The organism is Streptomyces sp. NPDC055287, assembly GCF_053646035.1.
Map to the genome: position 1 here is coordinate 351,636 of NZ_JBSHNE010000003.1, position 16,372 is coordinate 368,007.

14 protein-coding genes are annotated in these 16,372 nt (G+C 71.8%); all 14 read right to left on the reverse strand.

Features of this window, described 5'->3' with window-relative positions:
* Positions 1–50: 50 nt before the first annotated feature.
* Complete coding sequence (locus tag ACWIHY_RS07695) at positions 51–833, reverse strand: amino acid ABC transporter ATP-binding protein (RefSeq protein ID WP_454374711.1); 783 nt, start codon at positions 831–833, stop codon at positions 51–53.
* 93 nt (positions 834–926) lie between these two features.
* Complete coding sequence (locus tag ACWIHY_RS07700) at positions 927–1,517, reverse strand: GTP-binding protein (protein ID WP_454374712.1); 591 nt, start codon at positions 1,515–1,517, stop codon at positions 927–929.
* Entirely contained in the window at positions 1,504–1,869 is a 366-nt protein-coding gene (locus tag ACWIHY_RS07705) for a DUF742 domain-containing protein (RefSeq protein ID WP_454374713.1), read from the reverse strand. Before ACWIHY_RS07705 ends, ACWIHY_RS07700 begins: the two co-directional genes overlap by 14 nt.
* A complete protein-coding gene (locus ACWIHY_RS07710) occupies positions 1,869–2,273 on the reverse strand; it encodes a roadblock/LC7 domain-containing protein (RefSeq protein ID WP_454374714.1) in 405 nt (134 codons plus the stop codon). The genes ACWIHY_RS07705 and ACWIHY_RS07710 overlap by 1 nt, the downstream gene beginning before the upstream one ends.
* A complete protein-coding gene (locus ACWIHY_RS07715; protein ID WP_454374715.1) occupies positions 2,270–4,507 on the reverse strand; it encodes a nitrate- and nitrite sensing domain-containing protein in 2,238 nt (745 codons plus the stop codon). The genes ACWIHY_RS07710 and ACWIHY_RS07715 overlap by 4 nt, the downstream gene beginning before the upstream one ends.
* 351 nt (positions 4,508–4,858) lie before the next feature.
* Complete coding sequence (locus ACWIHY_RS07720; RefSeq protein ID WP_454374716.1) at positions 4,859–7,711, reverse strand: LuxR C-terminal-related transcriptional regulator; 2,853 nt, start codon at positions 7,709–7,711, stop codon at positions 4,859–4,861.
* A gap of 246 nt (positions 7,712–7,957) precedes the next feature.
* Positions 7,958–8,881, reverse strand: coding sequence for a bis(hydroxyethyl) terephthalate hydrolase (gene bdeA / locus ACWIHY_RS07725; protein WP_454374783.1), 924 nt, complete (start codon positions 8,879–8,881; stop codon positions 7,958–7,960).
* 295 nt (positions 8,882–9,176) lie between these two features.
* Positions 9,177–10,310 carry a cytochrome P450 family protein gene (locus tag ACWIHY_RS07730; protein ID WP_454374784.1) on the reverse strand — a complete coding sequence of 378 codons (1,134 nt, stop codon included), beginning with the start codon at positions 10,308–10,310 and terminating at the stop codon, positions 9,177–9,179.
* Positions 10,292–11,737: a cytochrome P450 gene (locus ACWIHY_RS07735; RefSeq protein ID WP_454374717.1), complete on the reverse strand. Its 1,446-nt coding sequence runs from the start codon at positions 11,735–11,737 to the stop codon at positions 10,292–10,294. Before ACWIHY_RS07735 ends, ACWIHY_RS07730 begins: the two co-directional genes overlap by 19 nt.
* Positions 11,737–12,339, reverse strand: a complete 603-nt coding sequence (locus tag ACWIHY_RS07740; RefSeq protein WP_454374718.1) for a GTP-binding protein — start codon at positions 12,337–12,339, stop codon at positions 11,737–11,739. The genes ACWIHY_RS07735 and ACWIHY_RS07740 overlap by 1 nt, the downstream gene beginning before the upstream one ends.
* Positions 12,317–12,676, reverse strand: coding sequence for a DUF742 domain-containing protein (locus ACWIHY_RS07745; protein WP_454374719.1), 360 nt, complete (start codon positions 12,674–12,676; stop codon positions 12,317–12,319). The genes ACWIHY_RS07740 and ACWIHY_RS07745 overlap by 23 nt, the downstream gene beginning before the upstream one ends.
* A complete protein-coding gene (locus ACWIHY_RS07750) occupies positions 12,673–13,110 on the reverse strand; it encodes a roadblock/LC7 domain-containing protein (protein ID WP_454374720.1) in 438 nt (145 codons plus the stop codon). The genes ACWIHY_RS07745 and ACWIHY_RS07750 overlap by 4 nt, the downstream gene beginning before the upstream one ends.
* Positions 13,107–14,486: an ATP-binding protein gene (locus tag ACWIHY_RS07755; RefSeq protein WP_454374721.1), complete on the reverse strand. Its 1,380-nt coding sequence runs from the start codon at positions 14,484–14,486 to the stop codon at positions 13,107–13,109. Before ACWIHY_RS07755 ends, ACWIHY_RS07750 begins: the two co-directional genes overlap by 4 nt.
* Before the next feature lie 159 nt (positions 14,487–14,645).
* The gene (locus ACWIHY_RS07760) at positions 14,646–16,202 is read right to left on the reverse strand and encodes an MFS transporter (protein ID WP_454374722.1); all 1,557 of its coding nucleotides are present in this window, start codon (positions 16,200–16,202) and stop codon (positions 14,646–14,648) included.
* Positions 16,203–16,372: the final 170 nt, after the last annotated feature.

Sequence of the window (16,372 nt, forward strand, 5' to 3'; positions counted from 1 at the left end):
GGGACCGGTCCTCACAAGGGCCCGCTCAAGTGGGGGGTCTAGGTGGGGCCTCAGTGGTGAAGGATCTTCGACAGGAAGTCCTTCGCCCGGTCGCTGCGCGGGTTGGTGAAGAACTGGTCGGGTGTCGTCTCCTCCACGATCTTGCCGTCCGCCATGAAGACCACACGGTTGGCGGCCGACCGGGCGAAGCCCATTTCGTGGGTGACGACGACCATCGTCATACCGTCACGGGCGAGCTGCTGCATCACCTCCAGCACCTCATTGATCATCTCCGGGTCGAGGGCCGAGGTCGGCTCGTCGAAGAGCATGATCTTCGGCTCCATGGCCAGCGCCCTGGCGATCGCCACGCGCTGCTGCTGGCCACCGGACAGCTGCGCGGGGTACTTGTCCGCCTGGGTGGTCACTCCCACCCGTTCGAGGAGCGAGCGCGCCCGCTCCTCGGCTTCCTTCTTGTCCTTCTTGCGGACCTTGATCTGGCCCAGCGTCACGTTCTGCAGCACGGTCTTGTGGGCGAAGAGGTTGAAGGACTGGAAAACCATGCCCACATCGGCCCGTAGCGCGGCGAGCTCACGGCCCTCGGCGGGCAGCGGCTTGCCGTCGATCGCGATCTCACCCGAGTCGATGGCCTCCAGCCGGTTGATGGCGCGGCACAGCGTGGACTTGCCCGACCCGGACGGCCCGATGACGACGACGACCTCGCCGCGGGAGATGGTCAGGTCGATGTCCTGAAGCACGTGGAGCGCGCCGAAGTGCTTGTTCACGTTCTTGAGCACGACGAGGGCATCGTCCGTACCCGGCGTCGCGTTTCCCTTGGTCACAGCTACTCCGCTCATCGGCTTCATACTCCGTCCGACTCCGGCCGGACGCACGCCGAGAAGGCCAAGCGGGAAGGGAAAACCGCCCGGGCCGGGGAGGAAGAGCGGGTGCTAGACCCCCGCGGTCGCCCCCGCCTCGGCGATGAGCAGGTCCAGGAGGGCCAGCAGGGCGTCGCGCACGTCCTCGCGGGAGCGGGCGTCGAGCATGAGGATGGGCGTGTTCGGGTCACGCAGATGCAGCGCCGCCCCGATCTCCTGCGCGGTGTACGGCTGCTCACCGTGGAAACAGTTCGCGCCGACCACGAACGGAAGCCCTCGGCTCTCGAAGAAGTCGACGGCCGGGAAGCTGCGGTCCAGGCGCCGGGTGTCGACCAGCACGACCGCGCCGAACGCACCGTTGAGCAGGTCGTCCCACATGAACCAGAAGCGCTCCTGGCCCGGTGTGCCGAACAGGTAGAGGACGACTCCGGCATCGCTGAGGGTGATGCGTCCGAAGTCCATCGCCACGGTGGTCACCGTCTTGGACTCGATGCCGTCGAGGTCGTCGACGCCGACACCCGCGGCCGTCAGCCGCTCCTCCGTACGCAGCGGCTCGATCTCGGAGACCGTCTCGACCAGCGTCGTCTTGCCCACGCCGAAGCCGCCGGCGATGAGGATCTTGACGGGGGCCGCTTCCCGGTCCGGGGTGTCATAGGTGGGCAAGGCTGTCCCTGATTCTCATGAGCAGGTGGACATTGCTGGTCTCGGCGCCCTCGAGGGGTGCCCGGTGGTGGATCAGTCCGCGGTCCGCGAGCTCGCCGAGCAGGACCGTCATCGGGGTGAGGCGCATGTGCATGCGGGCGGCGATCTCGGCGACCGCCCGCCCGTCCGGCGACGGGCACATGGTGAGGATGTCCTGCCATTCGGTGGGCAGACCGGAGATTGCGTCCCCGGCGACCGCCGCCGTGATCGTGGTGTCCATGGTCAGGACGGTGTGCGGGGCGGCTGTACGGCCGTCGGTCAGGGCGTACAGCCGCGTACGGCGGCGGACTCGGGCCGGCGGATCGTCCGCCATTACGAGGGGAGTACCCGGGTGCGCTCCGGGGTGCCCAGCCATTCACCGAGCGCCTGAGCGGTCCGTACCGCCTCACCGCCCAGCTCCCCCAGCCGCGCCTTGCGCGAGGTCACGACGATGAGCGTGCTGCCCTCGCCGCACCCCACGATGCAGAGATAGCGGTCGTCCATCTCGACCAGCTGGCGGATCACGCCGCCGCCGTCTATCTCCCTGGATATCGCCTTCATGGTCGCCGCGATGCCGGAGGACGCGGCGGCTATGCGCTCCGCGCGGTCCCGTTCGAGCAGGTAGGCGCTGAGCTTGATGCCGTCGTTGGAGAGGAGCACGGCTCCCTCGATGCCGGCGATCCTGGTCAGATTGTTGTCCAGGATGCTGTAGATCATGTCGTTCGATGTCGTCGTCATGGCTGGTCCTGTCGGAGCTCTGCTTCCACTTTCTGGGTCCCTTGTTCGTAGTCCGCCCAGGCGTCGGCCACCTCTTCGGGTGTCGCGGCGTCCTGGCCGGCCGGTGCTTCCGGTGCGCGTGGCGCGCGGAGCTGCTCGGTGATGTGCGTGTGCGGTACGCGCTCGGGGAGGGCCGGGCGTGCGTCGCCGGCCGGAGCGGCGGGCAGGGCCGGGTGCGTGCGTGCCTGCGAGCGCTCGTTCACCGGCTCGGGCGGGCGCTCGGACGTCCGGCGGCTCGGCAGCCCCGGCTTCCCCTGCGGGCCCGGCCCAGGCCTGGGTTCGTCGAGGCGGCGCGGCGCGGGGAGCTCGGGGACGGCCGGCGCGCGGACGGCCGGCGCCGGCTCGCGTGCCGGTTCCGGCTCCGTCGGTACGAGCAGCTCGCCGGGGATGATCACCACGGCCGATGTCCCGCCGTAGACCGAACGGCGCAGCGTGACCGTGGCCGGGAGGCGGTCGGCGAGGTGGCCGACCACGAAGAGCCCCAGCCGGTGCGCGTTCTGGGCCAGGACGGCGTACGGCGGAGCCGAGTGCAGTCGCCGGTTCATCTCCTCGTAGCTCGCGGCGGCCACCCTGGGGCCGCGGTCCTCGATCTCCAGCGACAGTCCGTCGGCCACCAGCTCGGCCCGGATGACGACCTTCGATCGCGGCGGGGAGAACCGGGTGGCGTTGTCCAGCAGCTCCGCCAGAAGGTGGCTGATCTGGCTGATCACCCGCGGTTCCACGCTGATCTCGTCCAGGGCCTGCCGCTCGATCCGCCGGAAGTCCTCGACCTCCGCGGCCGCCTCGCGCAGCAGGTCGGCGACGCGCATGGGCGCGGTGTGGGGATCGGGGATCTCGCCGCCCGCCAGGATCAGCAGGTTCTCGACCTGCCGCCGCATGCCGACCGTCAGCTGGTCGGAGCGCATCAGCTGGGCGAGCAGTGCCTCGTCGTGGCCGAAGGTGTCCTGGAGGTCCTCGGTGAGGCTCAGCTGACGGCTGACCAGGTTTCCGGTGCGGGACGCGATGCCGGCGGCGAACATGCCGAACCCGTGGCGCTCGTCCGAGAGCTGCCGGTGCCCGTCGACGGACACGGCGACGACCCGCGCGAACGCGTCGCTGATACGCCCGACCTCGTCCTCGGCCCCGGTGGGCGCGGGCAGCGCGTCGGCGTCGACGCCCTGCCCCCGCTGCAGCCGGGCCACGACGTCGGGCAGCGTCTTCTCGGCGACGGCCACCGTGCGCTCGTGCAGGTCACGGAGGCGGCGCAGGAGCGAACGCGTGGTGAACACGACGACCAGGGCGACGACCAGCAGCGCCCCGCCGCTTCCCGCGACGAGCCATGCGACCTCGGCCTCCAGCTCCGCCGCCGTGGCGTCGGCGCGTACGAGCACACCTCGCGAACGGTCGTCGTTGAGCGTCGCCAGCTGTCCGGCCAGCTTGTCGTGCGCCGTTCGCCAGCCGGCTGACTCCAGCGGCAGTTTCACACCGGAGGCGGTGTCCTCGTGGTCGGCCATCACCACGTTCTCGATGCGGGTCTTGGCCTGCCACGCGCCCGAGCCGGTGATCTGCTCGTAGACCTCTCTGTCCTCGGCGGGCAGATACGGCGCGATCGACGTGTCGTACAGGTATCTGTGGGCTCCGACGGCGTTGACGTAATCGGCGAATCTCGAGGCCGTCAACTCCCTGGACGGACCGGCCGACGCGAGGATCGCCTCCTCGCGTGCCAGCAGCTCGGACGCGGAGAACATCGTGGCCACGAGCCGGCTCTCCTGGGTCAGCTCGGCGTCCTGCGTGTGGCTGAATTCCTTCTGGTAGACGTGGATCAGGTCGCCGATCACGCCGGTGAAGTACCGGATCGAACGGTCGGCGCCGCCGCTGCGGGCATCGGCGCGCTCCCGATGGGTGTCCAGGTCGTCGAGGCTTCGCCGCACCTCGCCGAGGTGGTGGTCCGACTGCTTTGCTCCCGGCCGGCCGGTTGCGGCCGCCGTACGGAACTCGGCGGCGGCGCGGTCCGTGGCCGTGCGCCGATCGTGCAGGTCGTGGGCGGACACCTCGGTTCCCGCCCACCGCGCGGCCGTCACGGTCCGCTCGGCCTGCAACTCGACCACGAGTGCGTACGCGGGTACGCCGATCCGCTCACCGGCCGCCACATCGGCGCGCAGATGCTCCGACTGATCCAGCAACCGGTCCGCGGTCACGCCGACTTGGACACTCATCACGACGGTGGGGACCACCGCCAGCCAGATGAGCAGGGTGCGCAGGCGAACGGCGCGCCGGCGACGACGTGTCGGCGTGTCTCGTGAGCCTTCGGGTTCTATGGGAGACATCAGTCCTCGGGGACGGGGGAGCGGAAAGGCAGGCCGACGCCCGGGTCGGCGTGGGACGGGGAGCGGAACTTGGGGACGGCCGGGCCGACAGGGGGTGAGACGTGGGGGATGCAGATCATAACCAGCCACGCCAGGAAAACGAGTGGTTGCCTCCGTGATCAGTACGTGGTAATCGCGGCACACAGCGTTGCAGACCGTAAGCCGGATCGGAGTTCAACCGATACGCCGGCACGGCCGTGCCTAGGAGTGTGCGTCGTTGGCTCCGGCACGGGCCACCAACCGGGACAGCTCCACACGGGAGCGCACACCCAGCAGGGCGAAGACATTGCGCAGGTGGTGATCGACGGTGCGGGGGCTGACGGACAGTCGCTGCGCCACTTCACGGTTGGTCGCCCCCTCGGCGACACAGTGCGCGATCCGGAGCTGCTGGGGGGTCAGGCAGGACAGGACCCCCGCCGGTTCGCCTCCGCCCACGTCGCCGGTGGCCCGGAGTTCCGCGCGCGTCTGGTCCACCCAGCTCCGGGCCCCGGAGCGCTCGAAGGCGACCAGCGCGTCCCGCAGAAGGCCCCGCGCCTCGCGCGGACGGCGCCGTCTTCGCAGCCACTTCCCGTACAGCAACTGGGTGCGGGCCCACTCGAAGTCGCCGGCGGTCCGTTCGTGTACGGCCAGCGCATGGGCGTACAGGGCGTCGGCCTCCTCGGGGCCCGCGAGCAGCGCCCGGCAGCGGGCGAGCAGCGCGGGGGCCTGCGGATCGCCGCCGTGGGCGGCCCAGGCGGCGAACTCCCCGACCGCTGCGCGTGCGTCGTCGGGCCGCCCGGCGAGCGCGGTGGCCTCCACGAAACAGGGGACGGCCAGCATCCGGACGGCGAAGTGCCCGCGGCGCGGCCCGGCCTGGACCAGCGGGGCGAGCCGTGCCGCGGCGTCGCCCGCCCGGCCTCGCCCCAGGTCGGCTCGGGCCGAGGCCCATTCGGCCAGGGTGGCGGCCTGGGTGAGGCCGTGCGGCCCCGCGATCGCCATGGCCGCCGCGACATGACCGGCCACGGCCGCCGCGTCGCTCTCGACCGATGCGACCAGGGCGAGGATCGCGTGCTGATGGGCGACGGCGTTGCGCTGGCCGCCACGGTGGGCGGCGCCCAGGCCCTCCCGGGCGTGCGCTCCGGCGCGGGCGTGACGTCCGGCACGTAACTCGGCGTAGGCCAGGTGCTCCAGGAGCCGGGGTACGAGCGCGACGAGCCCCCGGGCCCGGCCGACGGCGAGACCACGCGCGTTGATGCGGCAGGCGGCCGCGATGTCACCGAGGACGAGCGCTGCGGCTCCGGCACGCAGCAGCCGCTCCGGATCGTCGTCGCTCACCGCCCGGTCCACCACCCGCCGCAGCGGCGCCCGCGCCGCGTCGGGGCGTGCCTCGAGGGCGGCAAGCATCCCGGCCCGGTAGTCCCGACAGACCCCGCGCCCACCCGGGACGGACAACGGCGCCCGCACGGGCGGGGGGTGTGGGCACATGCCCTGCGGTGCCGGGTACGTGCTTTGTCGCGCCGGGTACGCGCCCCGCACGGCCGGCGCCGGATCGCGACCGTCGAGCGCGGCCAGGCAGGCCGCTGCGTCACCCGCGGCCCAGGCCGCTTCCATGGCACCGAACCGCGCGGCAAGAGCGTTCCCGGGGTCGTACCCGCCGAGCAGGCCCGCCGCCACCATCAGCGCCCCGTACGCGTCCCCGGCGGGTCCGTCGCCCAGCGCCAGGGCGCCTCTGACGAGTTCGGCCCGGCCGCGTACGGCGTCGTGGGCGGTCCCCGGACGCGCGGCGGCCAGCAGCTCCCGGGCTCGGTGCGGGTGGCCCGCCAGCCTGGCGTGCTCCGCGGCGGCGGTCAGGTGCGACATGCGGACACTGTCGTCGCTGGTGCCGAGTTCGGCGGCCCGGGCGTACGCCAGGGAGCGCTGCAGGCCCGGGATCCAGGGGTCCGGGGCGCCGGCGGCCGCGGCCAGGACGGCGGCGAGCCGGGGTGCGGGTCCGTCGGCGGCCAGGGCCCGGTGCAGCAGGCGTGGGAGGCGGTGGCGGTCACCGACGAGGGCCGTCGCGAGCAGCTGGTGGGCGGCGCGCCGCCGGGCGGGAGGGGCGCCGACGTGAACGGCGCGTCGCAGCAGCGGGTTCGCGAACCGGATCAGGTCCCCGTCGCAGCGCGCCACGCCTGCCGCCTCGCCCGCGTCGAGCGCCGCCGGCCCGATGCCGGCGGCGCGGGCGGCGCCCAGGACCAGGGCCGCGTCCGCTCCCCCGGCTCCCGGGGTCTGTTCCTGCGCGGCGGCGGCCAGCAGGAGAACGAACGCGGTGTCGGGCGGGAGGCCGGCCAGAGCGCCGCCCACGGTACGCAGCAGGGTGTCACCGTCGGCGAGGGGCCGGGGCAGCGGGGCGTGGCCGGAGAGCTGGGCCGGTGAGAGGCGGGCGACCAGTACCTCCAGCAGGGCCGGATTGCCCTCGGCCTCGTGCAGCAGGGCCTCCCGTACCCCAGGGTCCGTCCCCTCCCCCGTCAGCTCGTCCAGCAGGTCCCTCGCGGCGCGTTCGGTGAGCGGGCCGAGGCGGACGACGGGCAGCCCGGCGAAGTCCGGATCGTGCGCGTGGTGTCCGGCCACCGACAGCAGCAGTCCGACGTCGCGCAGGGCGTCCGGTCGCCGGGCGGCGAAACCGAGGGCGGCGCGCGACGAGGCGTCCCACAGGTGGGCGTCGTCGACGCAGACGAGCAGCGGCCGTCCGGCGGCGAGTGCGCGCAGCAGCTCCAGCAGGTCACCGGGCGCGAGGCCGGACCGCAGGACGCGGGCGGGCGCGGCGCTCGGCGCGTCGCCGGCGGCACACAGCAGCGCGTGCACTCCGCTGTACGGGAGACGGCTCTCGGCCGGAACGGCTCGGGTGTGCAGCACCGGACCGGCCTCGAAGCCGCCGGCGGCCCGGCGGAGGAGGGCGGTGCGGCCGAGACCGGGCTCCGCGGCGAACAGCAGCGCGCCACCGCGACCGGAGCGCAGCCGGTCCGACAGGGCTGCCACGGCTTCCAGTTCGGCATGCCGGCCGTACAGCGGCAGAGCCCCGTTCACGGCCTTGCTCACGGTCTTCTTCCGGTCACGCCTGTCACGTTACTTCCGCGCAAGCATTGACGGAAGCCTTGTGTCCGCTACCGGGCGGGAGGCCCTGCCCACCGCCTCACCTGGGGAAACGGCGGTCCGGACGGCTCTTCGCTGGGCGCGCGCCCAGCGTCGGCGGGCGAAGTCTGTGCCGGCGCACACGGTCCGGACAAAGCCGTGTGCCGGTGCCGGCCGCGGGGCACGCGGCCGGCACCGGACCTGCCGGAAACGTCAGGAAGTGTGCGGGCAGTTGCCGCGGTATTCCTCGATGGTCAGGCTCGGGCGAGGCAGCGGGCAGAGGAACTGCTCGTAGCGGGTGTCGTTGTCGATGAACCGCTTGAGCCAGGAAATGCTGTACTTCGCAATGGTGGTGCTGGACGCATTCGGCGTGAAATGCGTCGCGTTGTTGAGTTCCAGGTACGCCTTGTCGAGCGAGGACGGCAGGCTCTCGTAGAAGGGCTCCGAGTGCGAGGCGACCGGCGCGACCGTGTCGCCGTCGGCCCCCACGACCAGGGTCGGGGTCTGGAGCTCCGGCCAGGTCTTGTCGGTGTTCCACCCGGTGAGCGGGATGGCGGCCTGGAGGGAGGGCCGGCTCCTGGCCGCCTCCAGTGAGCCGCCGCCGCCCATGGAGTGCCCCATCACGCCCAGCCTGCTGCTGTCGATCCGGGCGCGTACGGTGCTGCGCTGGGTCAGGTAGTCCAGCGCGGCCAGGAGTTGGCGGCCTCTGCTGTCCGGCTGTTCGTACCGGGTGAGGGTGTCGATGGTGAAGACGACGAAGCCCTGGGAGGCGAGCCGCGGACCGAGCCAGGCAATGGACGACTCGCCGGCGGTGAAGCCGGGCGAGACGGCCACCGCGCCGAAGGTGCCGTCGCCGGTGTACGTCGGGTAGTAGACCGTCCCGCCGCCGAACCCGGTGACGCTGAGGGAGGAGACGGAGGTCTGCGACACCGCGTAGGGGCCGGTGGGCGCCTCGATGCTCGCTGTGGTGGGTGCGGGGCCGCGCTCGTACGGATTGTCGGCCGCCTGGGCGGCAGGGGTGGCAACGGTGCTGAGCCCGCCGACGGCGAGGAGCGCCGCCAGGCCGGCCATGAGGGAGCGCAGGCGGCCGGTTCCGCGTCGGCGGTGGGCGGGGGCGCTCCGGGCGCCACGGCTGATCTCACTGCTGTATTGGTGCACGACTGAGTCGTCCTCTCGGTCGTGGCGGAGCCGCTGGGCCTGACCGGGCACCGCACTCGTCGCCGAGGGCCGGGACCGGTCGTACGGGGGGGGAGCGGGCACCGCCGTGTTCGCTGGCGGGTGCCACTGTCGCCGTACGCACGGCACGGGGGCATCGGCGGAATCACCGGCCTCCCGGGTTCAGCGGCCCCGCGCGCGAGCCCGGAAAGGCGAGAGGGAGGAGAGCCGCCCGGAGCGGATCTCCTCCCTCTGCCCGGAACGCGGGCGACCGGGGTCAGCCGGCCTGCGGTGCTTCGCTGCCCAGGTGCACGGGCAGGCTGCGGTGGCCGTTGGAGATGAACGACTCCACGGGCCGCAGCTCGTCCGCCGGGACGGCCTGGGCCAGGTCGGGGAAGCGTTCGAAGAGCGCCGGCAGGGCGATCTGGGCCTCCAGCCGGGCCAGCGGCGCGCCGAGGCAGAAGTGGACGCCGTGCCCGAACGCGAGATGTTCCTTGTTCAGCCGCGTGACGTCGAACCGGTCCGCGTCCTCGCCGTGGAGCGCGGGGTTGCGCCCGGCCGCGGCGTAGGCGGCGAGGATCGCCTCGCCCTTCTTGATGCTCACACCCCGGGTCTCGATGTCCTCCACCGCGTACCGCAGCGGAAGGCTCGCCACCGGCGACTGGACGCGCAGCGTCTCCTCGATCACGTCGTTCCAGGTGGCCGCGCCCGTGCGGACCAGTTCGAGCTGGTCCGGGTGGGTCAGCAGGGCGTGGATCGCGTTGTCGAGCAGGTTGACGGTGGTCTCGTGCCCGGCGCTGATCACCAGGAGCAGCGTGTCGACCAGCTCCCCTTCCGTGAGCCGCTCGCCGTCCTCCTCCCGGGCGGCGATCAGGACGCTGGTCATGTCGTCGCCCGGGGTACGCCGCTTCAGGGCGACGAGGTCGCAGAGCACCGTGTGGATGCCCTGGAAGGTGGCCGCGGCTTCTTCCGCGGAGGCGGCGGTGTTGAAGATGCCGTCCACCAGGCGGCGCAGTTCCTTGCGCGTGCCTTCGTCATCGACGCCGAACAGCTCGCAGATGACCTGGATGGGGATCGGGTAGCAGTACTCCTCGCGCAGATCCACCACCTGCCCGCGCGGGGTCGCGGCGAGGCCGTCGAGCAGATCGGCGGTCATGCGCTCGATACGGGGGCGCAGGGCCTCCGTGGCGCGCGCGGTGAACGCGGTGGAGACCAGCTTCCGCAGCCGCCTGTGGTCGCTTCCGTACGCGGTGAACATGTTCGTTACGGCGACCCAGGTGAACAGCGGCCAGTCCGGGGTTATCTCCCCGTTGATCCACGCCGGCCAGTGCCGGCGGGGGTCCTTGGACACACGGGGGTCGGTGAGCAGTTCCTTGAGCAGGGCGTGGTCACTTACTGCCCACGCCACCACCTGGCCAGGGAGCTCCACCAGCGCCGCCGGCCCTTGTTCCCGGATGCGGGCTCCCTCTCCGTGGATGTCTGCGCCGGAGGGGTCGATGACGACGGGGCGGGGTTCGTGTTCCATTTACTGGCTCCAGAGGGCTCGTCCGTGGTGACCGGCACGGTGATCGGGGGGAAGCGCACAGGCAAGGCGGCCAGGGCCCGGTGGAAGGGGCCCTGCCGCCACTCCAACCGGCTTACCCCTACAGCCAGTTCGGTATCCGGGAGCCGGTCGAGGAGTTTCTCCACGGCGACCGCGGCGATCAGCCGGGCAGGGCTCTTCGCCGGGCAGGTGTGCGGACCCGCGCTCCACGCCAGGTGCGCGCGGTTGCCCCCGCGCCGGTCGCCGGCCAGGGCGGGGTCGGTGTTCGCCGCGGCCAGGCTGATCAGGACGGGCTCGCCCTCGCGCAGCAGGGTTCCGTCGAGCTCCAGGTCGTGGAGGGGGTAGTGGATGGCGTAGTTGGCCATCGGCGGGTCGGTCCACAGCACCTCGTCGAGCGCGTCCTCGACGGGCATGCTGCCGCCGGCCAGGTCGCCGCCGAACCGGTCGTCGGACAGCAGCAGCCGCAGTCCGTTGCAGATGAGGTTCTGCTGGGGTTCGGTGCCCGCGCCCATGAGGACCACGAGCTGATGCATCATCTCCTCGTCGGTGAGCTGCGCGGGGTGGGCCATCAGCCAGGAGGTCACATCCGCGCCGGGCTGCCGGCGCTTGAGAGCGACCAGTTCGGCGACGCCCTCGGTGAGGACCGCGTTCGCCTTCTCCGAGTCGGCATCGGCGTCGAAGATCCCGGACATGCCCTCCACGAGCTTGTCCCCGGTGTCCGGCGGGCAGCCGAAGAGCTGGTTGAAGACCAGCAGGGGCAGGATCGCTCCGTACTCGCCGAGGAGATCGGCCCGCCCCCTGGGACCGAACCGGTCGATGAGGGTGTCGGCGCTCTGCTCGACGTACCCGCGCAGCGCGTTGGGATCCACGCGGGCCAGGCTGTCGGTGATCGCCCCGCGCAGCCGCGCGTGCTCGTCACCGTCGGTCCACAGCGCGTTCGGCCGGTACATCATCATGGGGACGACCGGGCTGTCGGCGGGCACCGTCCCGTCGGCGAGGGCGCGCCACCGGCGCGGGTCCTTGGAGAACCGCTCCGGGCTGCGCAGGACCTCGAGGGCGGTCTCGTAGCCGGTGACGAGCGAGGCGCGGACGCCCGGGTGGATCTCCACCGGCGCGACGGAGCCGTACGTACGCAGGTGTGCGTACGTCGCTGCCGGGTCGGCGGCGAACGCCGGTCCGTACAGGGGCTCCGCCGTACGGGCGGCGGGCGCGGCGGTCGTGCCATCGCCGTGGCCCGCGTGCGCGGGGCAGCCGGGCGGCGGTGCTGTGCCCGGACCGGGCTGGGGGGTGGTCATCAGCGCTCCTGAGAGGTGCGGGTCTGGAGGTACTCGACGAGGGAGATCAGCGCCCCGGTGGAGGATGCGGTGTTCCGCGCGTCGCAGGTGACGAGGGGGGTTTCGGGGAGCAGGTCGAGGGCTTCGCGTATCTCCGCGGCCGGGAAGACCGGTGCGCCGTCGAACTGGTTGACGGCCACCGCGTACGGCATGCCGTGTTCCTCCAGCAGGCCCATGATGTCGAAGGACTGGTCGAGCCGGCGGGTGTCCGCGAGGACCAGGGCGCCCAGAGCCCCGTTCAGCATGTCCTTCCAGAGCGGGGTGAAGCGCTTCTGGCCGGGAGCGCCGAACAGATAGAGCACCAGTTGTTCGCTGAGCGTCAGGCGGCCGAAGTCCATGGCGACGGTGGTCGTGGTCTTGTCCGGGCTGCCGGCCAGGTCGTCGACCGGTTCACTGGCCTGCGTCATGGTCTCCTCGGTACGCAGTGGCCGGATCTCGGACAGCGTGCCGACGAACGTGGTCTTGCCGACCGCGAAGTGACCGACGATCAGGATCTTGACCGCGGTCCTGACCGTGTCGGAGACGTACACATCGACGTGGTCAGAGCCGGGCGCGCAGTCCATCGAGCACCTCCTGCAAAAGCTGGTCGTCGGGCAGCTGGGCCTTCGGTATGGGCGGGCGGGTGCTGATGTGGCCGCTGTCGATCAGGTCGCTGAGCAGGACCTTGGTGACGCTGATCGCCAGTGACAGGTGTCCTGCCACCTCGGCGACCGACAGCGCTCCTCCCCGGCACAGCTCCATGACCCGGCGCTTCTCCGGGCTGAGCCCTTTGAGCGGCCGGTCGGCCGCGGCCGTCACGAGCGTCACCAGGTCGAGCGTGTTGCGCGTCGGGTGGGCGCGGCCCTCCGTCACGACGTAGGGGCGCACCAGTCCCCTCTCACGCCTGTGGGGCGGGGTCATGCCGTACGGCTGGTGCCTGGCCGGGCCGCCGGTACCGCGTCCTGCCGGGGCGGACTGGTCAGCTCCTTGCCCAGACGGTCGACGAGCTTGTGCATCCCGTAGGTGACCGCCTCCATGTCCACGTTCTGGGTGGCGGAGACCGCCAGGTAGGCGCCCGCGCCGGCGGCGACCAGGAAGACGTACCCGTCGACGAACTCGACCAGGGTCTGCTGCCAGGGGGAGGACTCCTGTGCGCAGAACTCGGCGGTGCTGCGGCTGATCGACTGGAGGCCGGACAACGCGGCGGCCTGGCGCTCCGCCTCGTCGCGCGCGATGCCCCGGGAATGCGCCCGCAGCATGCCGTCGGCGGACAGGAGGATCGCGTGGCGGGCTTCGGGGACCTTGAGGACCTCGTCGAGCATCCAGCCGAGCTCGTTGGCCATGTGGTCGTTCATCCCTGCGGATTCCCTTCGTCGTCTTGAGAGGTGGCGCGCCCGGAGCGGGTGCCGCGGGCGAACGCACCCATGCGGGAGGCGGTTTCCGAGGCCGGGCGGACCGGTGTGTGACCGGCGTCCGGTGGTACGGCGGCTGCCCGCTGCTCCGCGTCGTGCTCCTGGGCGGACCGGCGGCGGCGCTTGGGGAGACCGCCCGCCGTGGATTCCGGAACGGCCGCGGTCGCGGGCGCGGGCACAGCCGCGCTCACGGTCGCCGGTGAAGGTGACCGCTCGACGGGCGTGAGAGCGGCTTCGGGGGCCACTGCCGGAGCGGAGGCCGGTACGGGGGCTGCCACGGGGGTGGTTTCGGCCTCCTTTGCGCTCGCCGGCGTGGCGGCGCGTACGCGATTGAGAAGTGCGTTGGGGAGGAACAGCACGGCGCGTACTCCCCCGTAGGGGGACCGGGTGTCGACCGAGACCGTGAACCCGTACCGGGCGGCGAGCACTCCGATGGCGGCGAAGCCGAACTGCGGCGGGTCACCGAGCCGGTTGATGTCGGTGTCCACATGGCCCGACAGGCGCCGGCCGGCCTCATCGGTCTCCCGCGCGTCCATGCCGACTCCGGCGTCGTCGATGACCACGCTGACGCCGTTGTGCGCGGGCTGGATGCCGACCTCGACGGTGGTGTTGGGCTGCGAGTGCCGCGCCGCGTTGTCGAGCAGTTCGGCGACCGCGAGGACCACGGGCTCCACCGCCCGGCTCACCACGTCCATGTCGACCCGCGAGTGGACCTGGACGCGCCGGTAGTCCCGGATCCGCGACGTCGCGCCGCGTACGACGTCGATCAGCGGTGACGCGACCCGCTGCCGTCCCGGCCACGACCCGCAGAGAACGGCGATGGCCTGGGCCCGCCGGCCGAACTGCGCGTTGGCGTGGTCGATCTCCAGCAGGTCCTGGAGCACATCGGGGCTGTCGTGCCGGTCCTGCATGTCCGAGATGGACAGCTGCTGTTCGTTCGCGAGGGCTTGGAGGGCGCGCATCGCCGCCTTGAGCGTCGCTCTCGCCGACTGATCGGCCCGGGACCGTGCCGTGTCGACGGCGGTGGTGAAGAGATCCTCGACCTGTTGCAGGCTCTGTCCGAACGCCGTTACGGCCAGCCGCGGATCGAGCAGCCCGGGCGGGGGTGCGCCGTGATGACGGGCCTCGGACAGGGCCGAGAGGCGGGCCTCGACCAGATGCCGGGCCTCTGCGTCACGAGCGCGCAGGCTGTCCTCCGCCTCCGTCAGGCGTCGGCGCAGAGCGGCGGTGAGCCGGCCTTGGCGGATCAACAGGACCGAACCCGCGAGCACACAGGCAGCAAGGCACCAGACCACCGCCTCCGGTATGTGTTGTGTCATCAGATCCTCATGAAGCGGGGGGAGAGGTGAAGCCGCTGATCATCCTAGGCATGACAGGTTGCTTCAAGCTCTCTGGGGAGTCGGCGAGCTGATTCCACGCCAGCCATGGCACACACATCACGCTATGCGCCGATAACACCCCGCCCTCGAACGGCGCTCCTACTCGGCCTTGCGGACCGCTGCTGTCCCCGGTCCGGGTACACCGGGCCGTGGGTGATTCCGTTCGGATTCCTGCTTGCCCGCGTTGATGACGACGGCCGCGATCAGGGTCGCGGCCAGGAACACCAGTGCCGAGGCGACGAACGCGGTGGTGTAGCCGTGGGTCAGGGCCTCCTGCGCGCGGGTCACGAGCTCCGCGTCGTGGGTGCGCAGCCCGGCGAAGTAGGCCTCGTCCGCTTGCGGCAGGCGCTGGTCGGAAGCGGCGCCGGCCAGCGTCGCGAGGCTTGCGAGTCCGAGTGCCCCGCCGGTCTGCTGAGCGGTGTTGAGCAGCCCCGACGCGCTGCCCGAGTCCTTGTCGGCAACGCCTCGGACGGCGCCGAGGGTGAGCGGCACGAAAGCACAGCCCAGTCCGACTGCGGTGACGAACATGGCGGGCATCAGCGCCCCCACGTACGAGGACCGCGGCGTCAGGGTGCTCATCCAGAGCATGCCCGCGGCGGCCGTGGCCAGCCCTGGGGCGGCCAGCATTCTGGGGGGCAGCTTCACCACCAGTTTGGAGCCGATCCCGGCCATCAGCCCGATACCGGCGCTGAAGGGCAGATAGGCCAGGCCGGTGCGGACCGCGCTGTATCCGAGCACGTGCTGCATGTAGAGCGTCAGGAAGTAGAACGTGGAGAACATGCCGACGCCCACCAGGAACAGCGCCGTGTAGGTGCCGGCGCGGCTGCGTTCCTTGAGGACGTGCAGCGGCAGCATCGGGTGCTCGCTGCGGTCCTGGCGCAGCAGGAAGAAGGTCAGCAGCACCGCGGCGGTGACGAAGCAGGTCAGGGTCAGGCCGTCGGCCCAGCCGTCCTGTCCGCCGCGCGTGACCCCGTACGCCAGGGAGAGCAGTCCGGCGGTGCCCGCGGCGGCGCTCAGGATGTCGAGTTTGCCGTGGGAGCGTCCGGCGGCCTCACCGAGTACGACTGTGCCGGCGAGGACGCAGATGCCGATGGGGATGTTCACCAGTAGCACCCAGCGCCAGTTGAGATATTCGGTGAGCAGGCCGCCGGCGATCAGTCCCAGCGTGGAGCCGACGCCCGCCATGGCGGCGTAGGCGCCCATGGCCCGATTGCGTTCCTTGCCCTCGGCGAAGTTGGTGGCGATCAGCGCGAGCGCGGTGGGGGCCGCGACTGCGGCGCCCACGCCCTGCAGGACCCGGGCGGCGATCAGCAGGGCGGAGTTGGGGGCGATGCCGCCGAGCACCGAGGCGGCCACGAATACGACGATGCCGATCCGGAAGACCCTGCGGCGGCCGAACAGGTCGCCCGCACGGCCGCCGAGGAGCATCAGTCCCCCGAAGGCCACGGCGTAGGCGTTGACCACCCAGGCGAGGCTCCCGGCGGACATGTCGAGGGCGCTCTGGATGCTGGGCAGCGCGATGTTCACGATGGTGGCGTCCAGCACGACCATGAGTTCAGCGGCCGCGATGACGAGCAGGGCGATCAGCGGGTGACGGGAAGCGTGCGTCGCGGGGGCCGCCGCGGAGTCCGCAGCTGCCCGTGATTCGAATGTCATGCAAGGCCTCCAACTGGTCGGCGCACAGGCTTGCCGGAGAACTGTCCGTACGGAAATCGCGGCTGCTTCTCGCCGACCGCTTTTATTGGCGGTGCTTTCCGGCCCTTTTGACCGGGCCGGCCCGGCACCCTCTGTTCACCCCCGCGCCGACGCCGTGGATATCCTGCGTA